This window comes from Sinorhizobium sp. BG8 (assembly GCF_016864555.1).
Classification (GTDB): Bacteria; Pseudomonadota; Alphaproteobacteria; order Rhizobiales; family Rhizobiaceae; genus BG8.
Genome location: NZ_CP044012.1, coordinates 353,522 through 371,210 on the forward strand (window position 1 = coordinate 353,522; position 17,689 = coordinate 371,210).

At 63.1% G+C, this 17,689-nt stretch carries 4 protein-coding genes; 1 reads left to right on the forward strand and 3 read right to left on the reverse strand.

Features of this window, described 5'->3' with window-relative positions:
• The first annotated feature begins 153 nt into the window (after positions 1-153).
• Positions 154-14,232 carry a VCBS domain-containing protein gene (locus tag F3Y30_RS22740; protein ID WP_203427434.1) on the forward strand — a complete coding sequence of 4,693 codons (14,079 nt, stop codon included), beginning with the start codon at positions 154-156 and terminating at the stop codon, positions 14,230-14,232.
• A 120-nt stretch (positions 14,233-14,352) separates the two neighbouring features.
• On the opposite strand, the gene F3Y30_RS22745 is transcribed toward F3Y30_RS22740, so the two are convergent.
• The 3 genes from F3Y30_RS22745 to F3Y30_RS22755 form a co-directional block, all read right to left on the reverse strand.
• Entirely contained in the window at positions 14,353-15,129 is a 777-nt protein-coding gene (locus F3Y30_RS22745; protein ID WP_203427435.1) for a diguanylate cyclase, read from the reverse strand.
• 238 nt (positions 15,130-15,367) lie between these two features.
• Complete coding sequence (locus F3Y30_RS22750) at positions 15,368-16,873, reverse strand: aldehyde dehydrogenase (RefSeq protein WP_203427436.1); 1,506 nt, start codon at positions 16,871-16,873, stop codon at positions 15,368-15,370.
• A 24-nt stretch (positions 16,874-16,897) separates the two neighbouring features.
• On the reverse strand, positions 16,898-17,680 hold the full coding sequence (locus F3Y30_RS22755) for an ABC transporter permease (RefSeq protein ID WP_203427437.1): 783 nt from the start codon (positions 17,678-17,680) through the stop codon (positions 16,898-16,900).
• Between the last annotated feature and the right edge of the window lie 9 nt (positions 17,681-17,689).

Below are 17,689 nucleotides of genomic sequence, written 5' to 3' on the forward strand. Positions count from 1 at the left end.
AAAAACGCAGCAAAACCAGCGCCAGGGTTAACCTTTTCTATACATTTTTGGGGCGATGCATAACCGGTTATATCTCAACAGTTAAGGAAGTATTGCAAAAGGACCCCTGACGCGATTTCAGTGCAGCAGTGTATTGTTTTAGGGATTGCTGCAATGAATATCGAAGATCCGCGCTTTACCGTCAGCGACAGCGAAATCGCAGCCAATGAGACTTTCTCCGATCCACGCGAGGAACACGTTGAGGCTGTAGAAATAGCCCAGGCGGAGAATGACAGCACCAAGACGGATCGTGTCCCCCAGCAGCCGGTTGAGACCCCAGCGTTTCCCGCGCAGGTGACTGCGGACGCCAGCAACACCGTGCACCTGCCTGCAAACGTATCGATCGACGATATCCAGGTTGAAGGAACCGATCTCGTCCTCGTCCAGGCCGACGGAACAGAGATCCGGATCGTCAACGGCGCACTCAACATCCCGACCTTCATGATCGACGATGTGCAGATCCCGCAGCAGGTTCTCCTCGCCGCCATGGAATCCAACGGCGTCGACGTCGCAGCCGGGCCAAACGGCTACACCGCGAGCGCGGGAACGCCGAGCTCCGGCGCAGAGTTTGAAGACAATCTTCCAGGCTACGACAATTCAACCGATCCTCTGGCGAGCCTGCTGGGTGATACCGAACTCAACTTTGGCGAACTCGACGCCAACGACGAGGAAGCCGCGAGCGCCCTGCCGGCCGATCCGGAGACCACCGACACCCTGACCATCTCCCTCACAGAAACGGCAAACGGCGACGGTGACTTCGAAGCCACGACGATCGAAGGCACGTTCGGGTTCGATCCCGGCGACAGCAACGGCGAAATCACCTCGGTCGGGTTCGACGGCGCCCTTGATCTCGACGAAGCCGCCGGCACCGGCACGGCCACGAGCCTGACGTCGGGTGGCAGCGCAATCTCCATCGAAGTCTCCAACGGTGGACTGACGCTTACCGGCGTTACCGCCGATGGCACCGTCGTGTTCATACTCACGGTCACGAATCCGGCGACCGGCGCCTTTACCTTCCAGCAGCTTGCGGCGATCGATCACCCGGACAAGGGCGAACTCGGCGCCAATGACATCCTGCGCCTGCAGTTCACCTATACCGTGACCGACGAGCAGAACGATACCGCCACCGGAACTGCCTCCATCGACATCCTGGATGACGGCCCGACCGCGGCGGCCGGTGTCTCCACGACCGTCCACGACGAAGCCCTCAGCGGCGGGAACAACGAGGGCGGCTCGCTCGGTTCCGCCACCGGTTCGCTCAACATCGACTGGGGCGCCGACAGCGCAAACAACGGCGGCACCAACGATCGCTCGGTAGCCTTCACGAACGCCAACGTCTCCGTCACCGGCGCCTCCGGCGAGGCCCTGACATCGGCCGGCCAGACCGTTCATTTCGCAATTCTCGCTGACGGCACGCTGATCGGCTACACCGGCGAGTCCGTACCGACGACGACATCGGCGGGCAGCGTTGTCTTCCACGCCTCGCTTTCCGACAGCGGCAACGGCTCCTACTCCTTCACGCTCGTCAAGCCGCTCGATCACGCCGCCGGGGGCGGCGAAAATAGCCTTTCGCTGACCTTCGGCTACACGGCAACCGACAGCGACGGCGACACTGCCTCGAACAGCTTCACCGTCAGCGTCGTCGACGACGCCCCAATCGCCAATGTCGGAACAAGCTCTACCGTCGAGGACGAGTCCGTCAACTTCGGCAATGACGAGGATGATGGCTTCTCCGCCACTGCCAGCGGATCGCTCAACATTTCCTGGGGCGCCGACAATGCCAATGCCGGCGGTACCAACGATCGCTCGGTTGCCTTCACGAACGCCAACGTCTCCGTCACCGGCGCCTCCGGCGAGGCCCTGACATCGGCCGGCCAGACCGTTCATTTCGCAATTCTCGCTGACGGCACGCTGATCGGCTACACCGGCGAGTCCGTACCGACGACGACATCGGCGGGCAGCGTTGTCTTCTACGCCTCGCTTTCCGACAGCGGCAACGGCTCCTACTCCTTCACGCTCGTCAAGCCGCTCGATCACGCCGCCGGGGGCGGCGAAAATAGCCTTTCGCTGACCTTCGGCTACACGGCAACCGACAGCGACGGCGACACTGCCTCGAACAGCTTCACCGTCAGCGTCGTCGACGACGCCCCGATCGCCAATGTCGGAACAAGCTCTACCGTCGAGGACGAGTCCGTCAACTTCGGCAATGACGAGGATGATGGCTTCTCCGCCACTGCCGGCGGCTCGCTCAACATTTCCTGGGGCTCGGACAACGCCAATGCCGGCGGCAGCAACGATCGCTCTGTTGCGTTCACCAGTGCCGATGTCACCGTAACCGGAGCTTCCGGCGAAACCCTGACGTCGCTCGGCCAGACGGTTCATTTCGCTGTTCTCGCCGACGGTACGCTGATCGGCTATACCGGCGAAACGGTACCGACCGCAGCAACGGGCGAAGGCTCGAAGGGCGTCGTCTTCTACGCCACGCTTTCCGACGCAGACAACGGCTCCTACAGCTTCACCCTCGTTCAGCCGCTCGACCACGCTACCGGCAGCGACGAAAACAGCCTGTCGCTGACCTTCGGCTACACCGCGACCGACAGCGACGGCGACACCTCTTCGAACACCTTCACCGTCAATGTCGTCGATGATGTCCCGGAGCGGGGCGAAGAGGTCCGCGGCACCGTCGAGGACGAGGCCGTCAACAACGGCAACGACGAGGACGATAGTCTCTCCGCTTCGACAGGCGGCTCGCTCAACATTTCCTGGGGTTCAGACGACGCCAATGCCGGCGGCAGCAACGACCGCTCGGTCGCGTTCACCAGCGCCGATGTCGCCGTAGCCGGTGCTTCCGGCGAAACCCTGACGTCGCTCGGCCAGACGGTGCATTTCGCAGTCCTCGCCGACGGTACGCTCATTGGCTATACCGGAGAAACGGCACCGACCGCAGCAACCGGCGAAGGCTCGAAGGGCGTCGTCTTCTACGCCACGCTTTCCGATGCAGACAACGGCTCCTACAGCTTCACCCTCGTTCAGCCGCTCGACCACGCTACCGGCAGCGAGGAAAACAGCCTGTCGCTGACCTTCGGCTACACGGCAACCGATAGTGACGGCGACAGCATCACTGGCTCGTTCGTCGTCGATGTCGTCGACGACGTTCCGGAGCGCGGCGAAGAGGTCCGCGGCACCGTCGAGGATGAAGCCGTCAATGGCGCTAACAACGAGGACGATGGTCTCTCGGCTTCGGCCGGCGGTTCGCTCAACATTTCCTGGGGTTCCGACGACGCCAACAATGGCGGCAGCAACGATCGTTCGGTTACCTTCACCAACGCATCCGTGGCAGTTTCCGGTGCTTACGGTGAGACCCTGACCTCGCTCGGCCAGGTCGTCCATACCGCAATCATCAACGGCGTACTGGTCGGTTATACCGGCGACACTGCACCGACCGCGCTGACCGGCGAAGGATCCAAGGGCGTCGTCTTCTACGCCTCGCTTTCGGACGCCGACAACGGCTCCTACAGCTTCACCCTCGTGCAGCCGCTCGACCACGCAGCAGGCAGCGATGAGAACAGCCTGTCGCTGACCCTCGGCTACACGGCAACCGACAGTGACGGCGACAGCTTCACCGGCACCTTTGTCGTTGATGTCGTCGACGACGTGGCGACGATCGGCACGCCGACGTCCGGCGGCCTGGTCGAGGAAGAGCAGCCGGCCGTCATCGGCGCCGGCAACGAGGACACCGGTTCCGACGGCGACTACACCAGCCACTTCGGGCTGAAGTTCCACGACGTCACCACCCAGACCACCGGTGGCTCGCTGGCCATCTCCTGGGGTGCCGACAATGCCGACGACGAGAGCAAGACCGGCCTCGGCAACCGCTCGGTCGCCTTTGCCGCCGGCACCGTCGCGCCGGAGGGCCTCACCTCGCGCGGCGAGGCCGTGAAGTACACGGTCGTCACCGTCGAGGGCGGCCAGGTACTGCTCGCCTACACCGGCAACGTCGCGCCGACCTCGGTTCCGGCCAATGCCGAAGCCGCGGCCGCGGCCCACATTGTCTTCACCGTCAGCCTGTCCGACAACGGCAGCGGCTCCTACACCTTCACGCTGATCGACACGCTGGACCACAGCGGCGCCGGCGAGGACGCCAAGGCGCTGACCTTCCAGTTCACCGCCACCGACAGCGACGGCGACACCACCGCTCCGGCAAGCTTCACCGTCAACGTCATCGACGACACGCCGGTCACCCTCGGCCCGATCCATGACCGCTATGTCGAGGAGGAAGCGCTTCCCGGCGGCAACGAGGATGCCTCGCCGCTCGGCGTCGAGATCGGCGCCGTGCTTGCCAATGGCGGACCGATCACCGACAAGATCGGCGCCTCGCTCAACATCGGCTGGGGCGGCGACGACTCCAACAAGATCGAGAACGGCGGCTTCACCGGCACCCAGGTCCTCGGCGACCGCTCGGTGGTCTTCGCCACCGGCACCGGAGCAGCCGTTGTGCTGACCGCAGCCCAGGCCTCCGAGTTCCTCTCGGTCAAGAGCGGCAACACCGCCATTGCACTTTCCAGCCTCACCTCCGAAGGCCAGGCGCTGACCTTCACGCTGTCGGCCAACGGCACCGTGCTGACGGCTTCGGCCGGCGGCCACACCGTCTTCACCGTCACGCTCTCCGACAAGGGCGCCGGCTCCTACAGCTTCGACCTCGACGGCGTGCTCGACCATCCGGTCAAGGGCAACAGCGCCGCCCAGGAAGACACGCTCTCCTTCACCTTCAAGTTCACCGCACGCGACGGTGACGGCGATACCGCAACAGGCGGCTTCACCGTCAACGTCATCGACGACAGCCCGGTTGCGGGCAAGGGCACCAGCTCGACGGTCGAGGACGAAGCCGTCAACTTCGGCAACAACGAGGACGATGGTCTGTCGGCCACGGCCGGCGGTTCGCTCAACGTCTCCTGGGGTGCAGACGACGCCAACAATAGCGGCAGTAATGACCGTTCGGTCGCCTTCACCAACGCCAATGTCGGCGTCTCGGGCGCCTATGGCCAGACGCTGACCTCGCTCGGCCAGACCGTCCACTTCGCCATTCTCGCGAACGGCACGCTGGTCGGCTACACCGGCAACACCGTTCCGACTTCGGTTGCTTCCGGCAACGTCGTCTTGCACGCCTCGCTGTCGGATGCCGACAGCGGCTCCTACAGCCTCACGCTGGTCAAGCCGCTCGACCATGCGAGCGGCAACGGCGAGAACACGCTGCAGCTCACCTTCAACTACACCGCCACCGACAGTGACGGCGACACCTCGTCCAACACCTTCACCGTGAAGGTCGTCGATGACGTGGCGACGATCGGCACGCCGACGTCCGGCGGCCTGGTCGAGGAAGAGCAGCCGGCCGTCATCGGCGCCGGCAACGAGGACACCGGTTCCGACGGCGACTACACCAGCCACTTCGGGCTGAAGTTCCACGACGTCACCACCCAGACCACCGGTGGCTCGCTGGCCATCTCCTGGGGTGCCGACAATGCCGACGACGAGAGCAAGACCGGCCTCGGCAACCGCTCGGTCGCCTTTGCCGCCGGCACCGTCGCGCCGGAGGGCCTCACCTCGCGCGGCGAGGCCGTGAAGTACACGGTCGTCACCGTCGAGGGCGGCCAGGTACTGCTCGCCTACACCGGCAACGTCGCGCCGACCTCGGTTCCGGCCAATGCCGAAGCCGCGGCCGCGGCCCACATTGTCTTCACCGTCAGCCTGTCCGACAACGGCAGCGGCTCCTACACCTTCACGCTGATCGACACGCTGGACCACAGCGGCGCCGGCGAGGACGCCAAGGCGCTGACCTTCCAGTTCACCGCCACCGACAGCGACGGCGACACCACCGCTCCGGCAAGCTTCACCGTCAACGTCATCGACGACACGCCGGTCACCCTCGGCCCGATCCATGACCGCTATGTCGAGGAGGAAGCGCTTCCCGGCGGCAACGAGGATGCCTCGCCGCTCGGCGTCGAGATCGGCGCCGTGCTTGCCAATGGCGGACCGATCACCGACAAGATCGGCGCCTCGCTCAACATCGGCTGGGGCGGTGACGACTCCAACAAGATCGAGAACGGCGGCTTCACCGGCACACAGGTCCTCGGCGACCGCTCGGTGGTCTTCGCCACCGGCACCGGAGCAGCCGTCGCGCTGACCGCCGCACAGGCCTCCGAGTTCCTCTCGGTCAAGAGCGGCAACACCGCCATCGCACTCTCCAGCCTCACCTCCGAAGGCCAGGCGCTGACCTTCACGCTGTCGGCCAACGGCACCGTGCTGACGGCCTCGGCCGGCGGCCACACCGTCTTCACCGTCACGCTCTCCGACAAGGGCGCCGGCTCCTACAGCTTCGACCTCGACGGCGTGCTCGACCATCCGGTCAAGGGCAACAGCGCCGCCCAGGAAGACACGCTCTCCTTCACCTTCAAGTTCACCGCACGCGACGGTGACGGAGACACCGCAACAGGCGGCTTCACCGTCAACGTCATCGACGACAGCCCGGTTGCCAACACTGTGACGGCCGCCGACAAGCTCGACGACGATGCACAGACGCTGTTTGCCGGCAATGCCGGTGGCACTGGCGACGTTGCCAACAGGACGTCGGTCAGCGGCGGCGCAGGTGCGCTGTTCACCGCCGGTGCCGATGGGTTCAAGAGCGTCTCGCTTGGCGACACCACCGCGTTCAGCGCCATCTACAAGGATGCCAATGGCGTCGCGCATACCGAAACCGTGAAGTGGGGCACCGCAACGGTCGACGGTGGGGCAACCACCTGGACCGCAACGGGCCTGACCAGCGGCAATGCGGTCGCCACGCTGACGATCAATGCCGACGGCTCCTACACCTTCACGGTGCTGAAGCCGCTCGCTCATTCGGCTGCGGGCTCGTTCGAAGAAAACCTGACGCTCAAGTTCGGCTTCACCGTCACTGACGGCGACGGCGACACCTCCAATGGCTCGCTGTCCGTCAACGTCAATGACGACACGCCGGTTGCCAACACTGTGACGGCCGCCGACAAGCTCGACGACGATGCCCAGACGCTGTTTGCCGGCAATGCCGACGGGACTGGCGATGTTGCCGACAGGACGTCGGTCAGCGGTGGCGCAGGCGCCCTGTTCACAGCCGGTGCCGATGGGTTCAAGAGCGTCTCGCTCGGCGATACCACCGCGTTCAGCGCCATCTACAAGGATGCCAACGGCGTTGCGCATACCGAAACCGTGAAGTGGGGCACCGCAACGGTCGAAGGTGGAGCGACCACCTGGACCGCAACGGGCCTGACCAGCGGCAATGCAGTCGCCACGCTAACGATCAATGCCGACGGTTCCTACACCTTCTCGGTGCTGAAGCCGCTCGCTCATTCGACGGCCGGCACGACGGAAGAGAACCTGGCGCTCAAGTTCGGCTTCACCGTCACTGACGGCGATGGCGACATCTCCAAGGGCTCGCTGACGGTCAACGTCAACGACGACACGCCGACGTTGACGCAGATCTACCGCTACAACGATGTCTACGAATCCGGCATCGGCTCGGCGACAGGCACGGACAGCAGCACGTTTGCGGTGAAATACGGCGCCGACGGCTATGGCGCGACGGCCTTCACCGGCGCATTGAAGCTCGATATCGGCGGCGGTCTCGCCGGCAATGTGACGCTTGACGTGTCGAACGGCCCCGCAAGCTCGTCGAAGCTGACCTCCAATGGCCATGTCATCGTCTTCGAACTGATCGACGAAAACACCATCCGCGGCTACATCACCCTTGGCAATGGCAGTCATTCCACTGTCATCGAAATCAAGCTGACGGACACCGACAGCAATGCGACGACGACCCTCTTCAGGCCGATCGACCACATTGCGGCTGAGGATGGCTCGGCGATCACCACCCTCAGGATCGATGCGACCGTCCTCTTCTCCGATGGAGACGGCGACAGCGTCACCGGCATCATCCGCACGACGGTTCACGACGACGCACCCGTCGTCGTCGACACGAAGCCGGCGACCGAGGCGACAACCGTCTTCGAAGACGGCGCGCGCAAGCTCAACAACGTTTCGCTCGACATTTCATGGGGTGCAGACAACGGGAACAATGACGGTCAGGCACGGGACCGCTCCGTGACCCTGGCGAACAGTGTCACCGCGACCGGCTCCAGCTCCATGACGAACCTGTACTCGAACGGTCTCCAGGTCCGCACGACGCTCATCAACGGGGTTCTCGTCGGCTATACCGGCAGTGCACCGGCGGTGACGACCGCTGTGAACATCGTCTTCATCCTTACGGTTTCGGACGCGGCCGCCGGCAGCTACTCCTTCGAACTGCGTCAGCCGCTCGACCATCCGGCGCCGGACGGCAGCAACCACTTCATCGATCTGACCTTCGGCTACACTGCCACGGACAACGATGGAGACTCCGACTCCGGCACCTTCACCGTTCGCGTTGATGCGGCCGGATCGATCGACCCAACCGGAACGATCCACTATGACAACCTCAACACCGGTGTCTTCGTAAACCTCAGCGACAGCGCCAAGACGCAGAACGGCAAGACCGTTCAGGCGAACACGGCGGAAGACTTTGGCTCGGGCAATGTTGTCGGCAAGGACGCGCTCGGCAACACCGTAGATGCCTACGGCTCAAAGGCCGCCGATATCCTGATCGGCGGTGACGAGGCGAACCACCTCGTCGGCAACGGCGGCAATGACATCCTGATCGGCGGCAAGGGCAACGACACGCTCGAGGGCGGAGCCGGCGACGACACGTTCAAGCTGGGTGCCGACATCACCGATGCCGGAAACTACGGTCCGCGCACCATGATGCTCGGCGACGGCACCACGCTGTCGCTGTCCCTGGCCGGCCTTGCCGGAACGGGCGATGCCGTGATCGGCGGCAGTGGCTACGACAAGATCCAGCTTGATGCGGAGGGTTCCGCGGGCTTCGTCTTCGACGCCTCCCTGTCCGGCGCTCCCACATTCTCTGGCATCGAGCGCATCGACGGCACGGAAGGCAACGACATCATCCTCGTCCGCTCCGACTATCTGAGCGACGCCGTCGGTGGCGGTATCCGGATCGATGGCGCTGCAGGCAATGACTATCTGCAGGGCGGCGCGGGTGCCGACGAGCTCCTCGGTGGCGAAGGCGACGACGTGCTCGCGGGCCTTGGCGGCGACGACACGATCGATGGCGGCAGCGGTTCGGATCGCCTCTACGGCGGCGACGGCAACGACATCCTGCGCGGCGGCGACGGCAACGACACGCTCTACGGTGGAGACGGCAATGACCGGCTCGACGGCGGCAACGGCGATGACGTCATCAACGGCGGCAAGGGCGACGATGCTCTCATCGGTGGCGCGGGCAACGACCGCTTCATCTATGCCATCGGCGACGGCAACGATCGCATCGTCGGCAATGCCGGCATCGACACGCTTGTCGTGACGAACACGGCAGGACAGTTGAACCTCAACATCGGAACGATCACCGGAGGCCAGGAGATCAACCAGGGCGCCGGCAACGGGGTCGACGTTCAGCTGGCTTACGGCACGACGGCGACACGGGTCGATGAGGTCGAAAACCTCGAGCTCAACCTTGGCGACGCAGGCGACACGGTCACGATCACGAGCCTGGCCGGAACCTCGATCCAGGCGATCACGATCGAAGGTGGAGACGGCGACGACCACGTGCTGGCTGCCAACGTCGGCGCAACGCCGATGACCGTCAATGCGGGCTCCGGAAACGACGAGATCCGCACCGGTGCGGGTAACGACACCGTCTATGGCGGCGAAGGTGACGATGTCATCGATGGCGGCGCGGGCGACGACACCCTCGAGGGTGGCATCGGCAACGACACCATTTTCGGCGGCAAGGGCAACGACATCCTGCGCGGCGGTGACGGCAACGACACGCTGGACGGTGGCGACGGCAACGATCGCATCGACGGCGGCAACGGCGACGACATCATCATCGGCGGCAAGGGCGACGATGCGCTGATCGGCGGGGCCGGCAACGATCGCTTCATCTACGCAGTCGGCGACGGCAACGACCGGATCAATGGCGGCTCGGAAACAGGTACCAGCTATCCGAACTACGATGTGCTCGAAATCACCGGTGACGCCGCCGAGCGGACGTTCACGATAGGCAAGGGTGCGATTGGCGACGCTGCCAATATCCAGGCCTATCCGAGTGACCTTGCTGACGTGATCGTGAGCTACACCGGCACGGGTGCAGCGACGGTGCGTGCAGACGAGATCGAACGCGTCGTGATCAACACGGGCTCGGCAGGTGACACCGTCATCATCGGAGACCTGACCGGCACCGCGATCGCTCCGTCGACCATCGTCGTCAACGGCGGCACAGGCGACGACACGATCGACCTCAGAAACCTTGCCGGAACGAGCGTCGTCATCAACGACGTCGATCCGACGACATCCGGCGACACGGACACCGTCAAGCTGGCCGGCCGCTGGATCGACTACAACGTCACCTATGACGCCACTTCCGGCTTCTACACGGTGACGCGCATCGCCGACAATTCCGTGGTGGTCAGCACGAAGAACGTCGAGAACTTCTTCTTCCAGGGCGAGAATGGCGGTACCGGCGGAACGCTCACTGCAGCCGAGCTCATCAACGACGGTCCTGTCGCTGTCGGAGATAGCGATACGGTCGTGGAAGCGGGCGGCGTCGACAACGGCACGCCCGGGGACTCGACGGCAACCGGCAATGTTCTGGCGAACGACACCGATGCCGATACCTTCGACACGAAGGTGGTCACGAAGATCACCTACAACGGCAGCTCGACGGCCGTATCGGCGGATGAGGCCGGCACCACGGTCATCGGCAAGTACGGCACGCTCACCATCCATGCGGACGGCAGCTACACCTACACGCTGGATGATGAGGATGCGGACACCCAGGCGCTCGTCAAGGATGCCGCTGCCAGCGAAGTCTTCACCTACACGGTGAAGGATGCACATGGCGCAACCTCGACGGCCGACCTGACCATCAACATCACCGGCGCGAACGACAATCCGGCAATCGTGGCCACGGCCAATGTTGTCAGCGGAGCGGTTACGGAAAATGCGACAGCCGCTCCGGCGCCTGTTGAGCTGGTGTCAAACGGCGGCTTCGGCTCGTTTGTCAGCGGTGTGCCTACCGGTTGGGAACTGACGAAGGGCTCGGAGTCGAGCTCCACCGGCGGAGCCTACGTAAACGGCAGCAATGCGGTCACGTTCTACACGCACTCCACGACGCCTGACTCTTTGTCTCAGACCCTCGCCACGACGGAAGGGGCGCTTTACGAAGTCCGCTTCCAGCTGGGCAACGCATATGCCAACAGCCAGAACGGGCTCACGGTGACGTGGAACGGACAGACGTACTTCGCCATCGCCGCTCTGCCCGCCAGCGGCAGCTATGACGCTATGACCTGGTACAGCTTCAAGGCTGTGGCAACGTCCAGCTCCACCGAGTTGACATTCTCCGCCTATGGGGTGAACGGGAGCCTGCAGCTCGACAACGTCTCGGTAAAGGCCACCGCAAGCGAGAGCACTCACGGCGTCATCAACTTCACGGATGCCGATATCGGCGACACGCACACCGTGTCGGCGACGCCGGCTGGAGCCGGCTACCTCGGCACCTTCATCACCTCGATCACCGACAGTGCCACGACTGACGGTGTCGGAAAGGTTGCATGGCGCCTCGTCGTCGACGAGAAGGATTTGCAGTCGCTCGGCCAGGGTGAGACGCTTACGCAGACCTATACCGTGACGATCAGCGACGGCCACGGCGGTACCACGACACAGAACGTCGTCGTTACCCTCAATGGGGTCAACGATGCGCCGGATGTCACCGGGACCGTCACAGGCTCCGCCACCGAGGACGGCTCGGCGGTTACCCTCAACGCCCTCGGCGCTGCTTCCGACGTGGATGCCGGCACGACGCTCAAGGTCGTCAACATCCAGTCCACCCTGCCAGCCGGCGTAACCTGGAATGAGGCAACGCATTCCTTCACGCTGGATCCGACCAATGCAGCCTTCCAGTCGCTGGCGAAGGACGCCACGACGACGGTGACCGTCAACTACGCGGTCTCCGATGGCATTGCATCGACGGCGGCGAGCGTCAGCTGGACGGTCACCGGTACGAACGACGCACCGGTCGTAACCTCCGCAAGCAGCTTCAACGTGTCGGAGAACACCACAGCCGTCGGCACGGTCACCGCGACCGACGTCGATACGGGCGACAAACTCTCCTACAGCATTGCGAGCGGAGGAGACGGAGCCCTCTTCTCCATCGACAAGGACTCCGGCAAGCTCGTCTTCAATACAGCACCGGACTACGAAGCACCCGCGGACGGCGACCACAACAACAGCTACAAGGTGACCGTCAACGTCTTTGACGGTACGACAACCACCCAGCAGCTGATCACGATCAACGTGACCAATGTCGATGAAAACACCGCGCCGGTGCTGACATTGTCGACCACCAACTACGTCCTCGATACCTTCCAGAGCGGCGACTACCAAGGAAACAACGGTACCGCCAACTGGGCCTCCGACTGGACGGAAACAAACGACTGGCCGGGATTACCCTACAGCGGGGACATCAAGATCGGTTCGTCTGGTGGAAACAGCTATCTGGTCTTGTCGGATAGTGACTTCGGCGCTGACGGCGGGGATGCCATCCAACGAACAGTCAACCTCTCCGGGGCTACGTCCGCGGTGCTGACATTCGACTTCCAGCGCGTCGGACTCGAGGCCGATGACAAGGTTCTTGTCCAGGTCTGGAGCAACGGCGAATGGAAGGATCTCAAGACCATCGCCGGCCCTGGCACGGAAAGCGGTTTTGTCTCTTCCGGCAGTATTGATCTCAGCCAATACATCTCGGCGAGCACGACTATCCGTTTTGTTGCCACGGACAGCCTGGAATCGGATGACCGTGTCCTGATCGATAACGTCAAGATCGCCTACTCGTCGACGCCGACCTACACGGAGAATGGCACCGCGGTAGCGATCGTTGGCGATGCCTCGATTGCCGACACGACCGATACGCAGATGAACAAGGCGACCGTCGTTCTCACCAACATGCAGGCGGGGGACCAGTTGTCGATCGCCGGCAAGAGCGGCACCACCGGCACGATCGGGGGCATCTCCTTCTCGATCGTCGGAGGTACGATCGTGTTCTCCGGAGCGGCCGCCATTGCGAGCTATGAGGCTGCCATCGAGGCTGTCCGGTTCTCCAGCACCTCGGACCAGCCCTCGACCGCCGATCGCGTCTTCTCGATCACGGTCAACGATGGTGAGGCGGACTCCAACACGGCCAATACGACCGTCAAGGTGGTCAGCGTCAACGATGCGCCAACAGACATCTTCGCTGCCGGAAATCAGGAACTGTCCGCAACAGACAGTGGCCAGAATACCAAGGTAGCCAACGGTTCGACCCTCTTCACGCTCTCGGCGGTGGATCCGGACGATACCAGCGGATTCAGCTATCAGGGCAACAACACACCCAACGGCTTCAGCGTATCTTCAAGCGGTGTTGTCAAGGCGTCCAGCGAGCACAGTTATAAGGATTGGAAGGCCACGGACCTCTCGCTGACCGTGACGGACAGCCACGGCGCGTCACACCAGGAAACTGTTACTCTCATTTTGGGCGACAACAACGGTGCCGACACGATCAACAGATCGTCGCAGTCCAACGACCAGGTGATCTATGGCTTTGGCGGCAAGGACACCCTGACCGGTGGCAGCGGCGACGACTGGATCCATGGCGGTTCCGGAAGCGACAAGCTTTATGGCGGGCTAGGTGATGACACGCTCATTGGCGGTGCCGATGACGATACGCTCTACGGAGGAGCGGGGAAGAACACCCTGACCGGTGGCACGGGCAAGGATACCTTCGTCATCGATCCGTCGGCGCTGAACGAGGTCAACCTTGTCGATGTGATAACCGACTACAAGAGCGGAGAGGATACGCTCGACGTTTCCGACCTGCTCAACTCGCTCCTCGGTCACGATGCGAGCCTGGCGGAAGCACAGGCCAACATCAAGGCTACGGTCAGCGGCGGACATACGACGATCAGCGTCAACGACCACGGTACGTGGGACGCGGTTGCCGTGCTCCAGAACTCCACCGCGGCCGTGAAGATCCTGTATGATGACGAGCACACCGTGAACCATACGCCGACCGCCTGATAATTCAGACTGCGGCCACGTCCAATCCCGTGGCCGCGGACAGAACCTGCCGACGCCGCGCAACCCTATGGGTGTGCGGCGTCGGTTTTTTAAGGTGGTAGGATCTGCTGGCTTCGAGCGTCAGATCGGCGCGGACATTCCGATGTCCTCCACACGCCGCACGGGCACATGGATGGTCGCCTGCGGATCGGCCGGCTGTGCTGCTTCGTCCAACATCCGGTGAAGCGAGGTGAAATCGATCGGCTCCTCGAACAGCACGCCGCCGATGAGGATATCCATACCCGGGCCCGCTTCCGCCGCACTGAAGGCCGCATCCGAAACGCGCTTGAGAATGCGCGCGCCAATGACCTGGGCGTTCTTGGCATCCGCACCGGCAAGCAGTATCCCGAACTGATTGAAGCCTATGCGGGCAACGAGGTCGCCTTTGCGAACCGAGGCGCGGATGATCGCGGCGAGCGAACGCATCACCTCGTCACCCCACTCGTGACCGTAGTGGCGGTTGATTGCATCGAGGCCTCCAACCGTCACGCCAACGACGATTCCGCCTGCGTTCTCGCCGGTCTGAATGCGTTGCTCGGCGAAGTGCTCCACCTGGGCGGAGAACACCCGGCCATTCATGACCTTCGTCACGGCATCTCTGCCCAGCTCGGCGGAACGGCGCATCCGAGCGAGCCTCAGTGTCTCGCCCTGCCAGAGAACAGTGGAGAGGAGGGGGAGGCTTGCCAGAAGCGCGACGACGCCCGTACCGAGGAAGCCGGCAAGCACGGGGGCTTCCGGAAGCGCGAGATAGAGAACCGACTGAATGACGAGAGCCAATGCCATGGCGGCCAGGCCACCGCCGGCGGCGATGCCAGCCACGCGGAGCAAACGGCGTCCAGGCTTTCTGGAAGAATCCATCTCAAGACCAACCCGAGTGAGTGCGGTTGAGCGACGCATATCAGCTGGCCGTGCAGGAGAAGTAAAGAAATCTCGTCAAATTCGACAAGTGACCTGTGGATGGAGGGCATGCAAGGCCGTTAGGCGCCTGCGAAACGGGTGGAGCACCAAACCCCGCACGGATCCCGTGCAGGCCCATCGAAAAGCTCGGAGACCGCCCGCAAGGCGCGGACGGTCCCGACATGACTGAGTCTGCCGATCAACCGAGATTGACCCACACGGACTTGGTCTGGGTGTACTGCGTCAATGCCTCCAGGCACTTGTCCCGGCCGTTGCCTGTCTGCTTGTAGCCACCCCAGATCGAGGTCATGTCGCCGTGATCGAAGCAGTTGACCCAGACCACACCGGCCTCGATGTCACGGGCGAAACGGTGGGCCTTGGTGATGTCGCGGGTCCAGATCGAAGCGGCGAGGCCGTAGATCGAATCGTTTGCGATCTCGATGGCATCATCGACTCCATCCACCGGAATGATCGTCGCGACAGGCCCGAAGATCTCCTCGCGCGCAATCTGCATCGAGTTGTTGACGCCCGTGAACAGGGTCGGCTCCACATAGGCGCCTGCCGGATAGGCGCCCGGGGCTTGTCCGCCGAAACGGAGCGCCGCTCCCTCCTTGCGACCTATGTCGATATAGCTCAGCACGCGCCGCTGGTGCGATGCGGTCACGAGCGGCCCGACTGTCGTCTGCGGATCGAGAGGGTCGCCGAGAACGAAGTTCTCCGACGTGCGCGCCGCGAACCGCTCGACGAAATCGTCATGGATGCTCTTTTCCACCAGAATGCGCGAGCCTGCGTTGCAGACCTCCCCCTGGTTCCCGTAGATACCGTTCACCGCATAGGTCACCGCTGTGTCGAGATCGTCGTAGTCGCCCAGTATGATCTGCGGCGTCTTTCCACCGCATTCGGTCGTCACGCGCTTCATGTTGGACTGGCCAGCATAGATCATCAGCAGCTTGCCGACTTCCGTCGAACCGGTAAAGCCGATCTTGTCCACGTCCGGATGCAGCGCCAATGCCCTGCCAACCTCCTCGCCGAGCCCATGCACGACGTTCAGCACGCCCGCGGGACCGCCGGCCTCGATGAAGAGTTCGGCCAGCAGTCCGGCCGAGAGAGGCGTCTGCTCGGCGGGCTTCAGCACCACGGAATTGCCGGTCGCAAGCGCCGGACCGAGCTTCCATGCCGCCATCATCAGCGGATAGTTCCAGGGTACGATCAGTCCGACGACACCGAGAGGTTGGCGAAGGATGTAGTGCAGCGCGGTGGAGGCCGTGGATGTTACCGCGCCATCGATCTTGTCGATCGTCTCGGCGAAGAACTTCAGGCTCGTCACCGACCCCGGAATGTCGATGTTCATCATGTCCATCACGGGCTTGCCCATGTCGAGACTGTCCAGGACGGCAAATTCCTCGGCGTTGGCTTCGATCAGGGCCGAAAACCGCTCGAGAACTGCTAGGCGCGCGCGGGGTTCCATCCGCGACCAGGCCCCGGAGCGGAAGGCCTTGCGGGCAACAGCCACCGCACGGTTGACTTCCGCCTCCCCACCGCGCGCAACCGACGCGATCGTCGTACCCGTCGCCGGGTTAATGGTCGGGAAAGTCTTGCCGTCCGCCGACGGAACATACGCCCCGTCGATGAAGTGATTGGTGCGGAACTTCAGCTCAGAGGCTTTTCCGTGCCAGAAATCGCGGGTGTAGGTCGAGCTATCCATGTCTGTTCTCCCAGTTTGATTGGATTACTTGCGGTCGCGCAGCAGCGTGACGGACATGACGATGAGGATGAAGGACGCGGCAACGATCATGCTGCCGATGGCGTTGATTTCGGGCGTGATGCCGCGTCTGAGCGTCGAGTAGATATAGATGGGCAAGGTCACATCCCTGCCGGTCAGGAAGTAGGTGACCGGGATCTCGTCGAACGACAACGTGAAGCACAGCAGCGCGGATCCGAGGATCGAGGTACGGATCGCGGGCAGAACGACGCGGACGAACGTCTCGATCGGCGTTGCCCCGAGGTCCGCGGAGGCCTCGAGCAGCCTTCGGTTCAACTTGTGAAGTCGTGCAAGCACCTGAGATACGACGACGCCAAGCAGGGCGGTCGCATGGCCGATGACCACCGCAAGCAGGCTCTGCGGAATGCCGATCTGCTTGTAGAAGTTCAGCATGGCGACACCGGTGACGATGCCGGGCAGGCTCAGCGGCAGGAGAATGACGTTTCGGAAGAGATACTTGCCCGGGAACTCGAAGCGATCGAGCGCAAGCGCGGCCGGAACCCCGACGATCACGCTGATTGCGGTCGCGAACACAGCGACGATCAGGCTGTTCCCCAAGGCCGTCAGCATGGCGCTGTTTTCGAGAACCGCGTCGTACCAGTGAAGCGTGAAGCCCGAGAGCGGGAAGGATGTGACCGAACTGTCGTTGAAGGAGAAGATCACAAGAATGACGATCGGCAGGTAGAGGAAGGCGAGCACTGCAAGGCTCACGCCGACCATGCCTTTCTGCCACCATCTGAGAGTATGCATGGCGGTTCC

Excerpts from the sequence above, each read along its gene's own strand:
- F3Y30_RS22740 (WP_203427434.1), top strand. The coding sequence starts at position 154 with ATGAATATCGAAGATCCGCGCTTTACCGTCAGCGACAGCGAAATCGCA.
- F3Y30_RS22745 (WP_203427435.1), bottom strand. The coding sequence starts at position 15,129 with ATGGATTCTTCCAGAAAGCCTGGACGCCGTTTGCTCCGCGTGGCTGGC.
- F3Y30_RS22750 (WP_203427436.1), bottom strand. The coding sequence starts at position 16,873 with ATGGATAGCTCGACCTACACCCGCGATTTCTGGCACGGAAAAGCCTCT.
- F3Y30_RS22755 (WP_203427437.1), bottom strand. The coding sequence starts at position 17,680 with ATGCATACTCTCAGATGGTGGCAGAAAGGCATGGTCGGCGTGAGCCTT.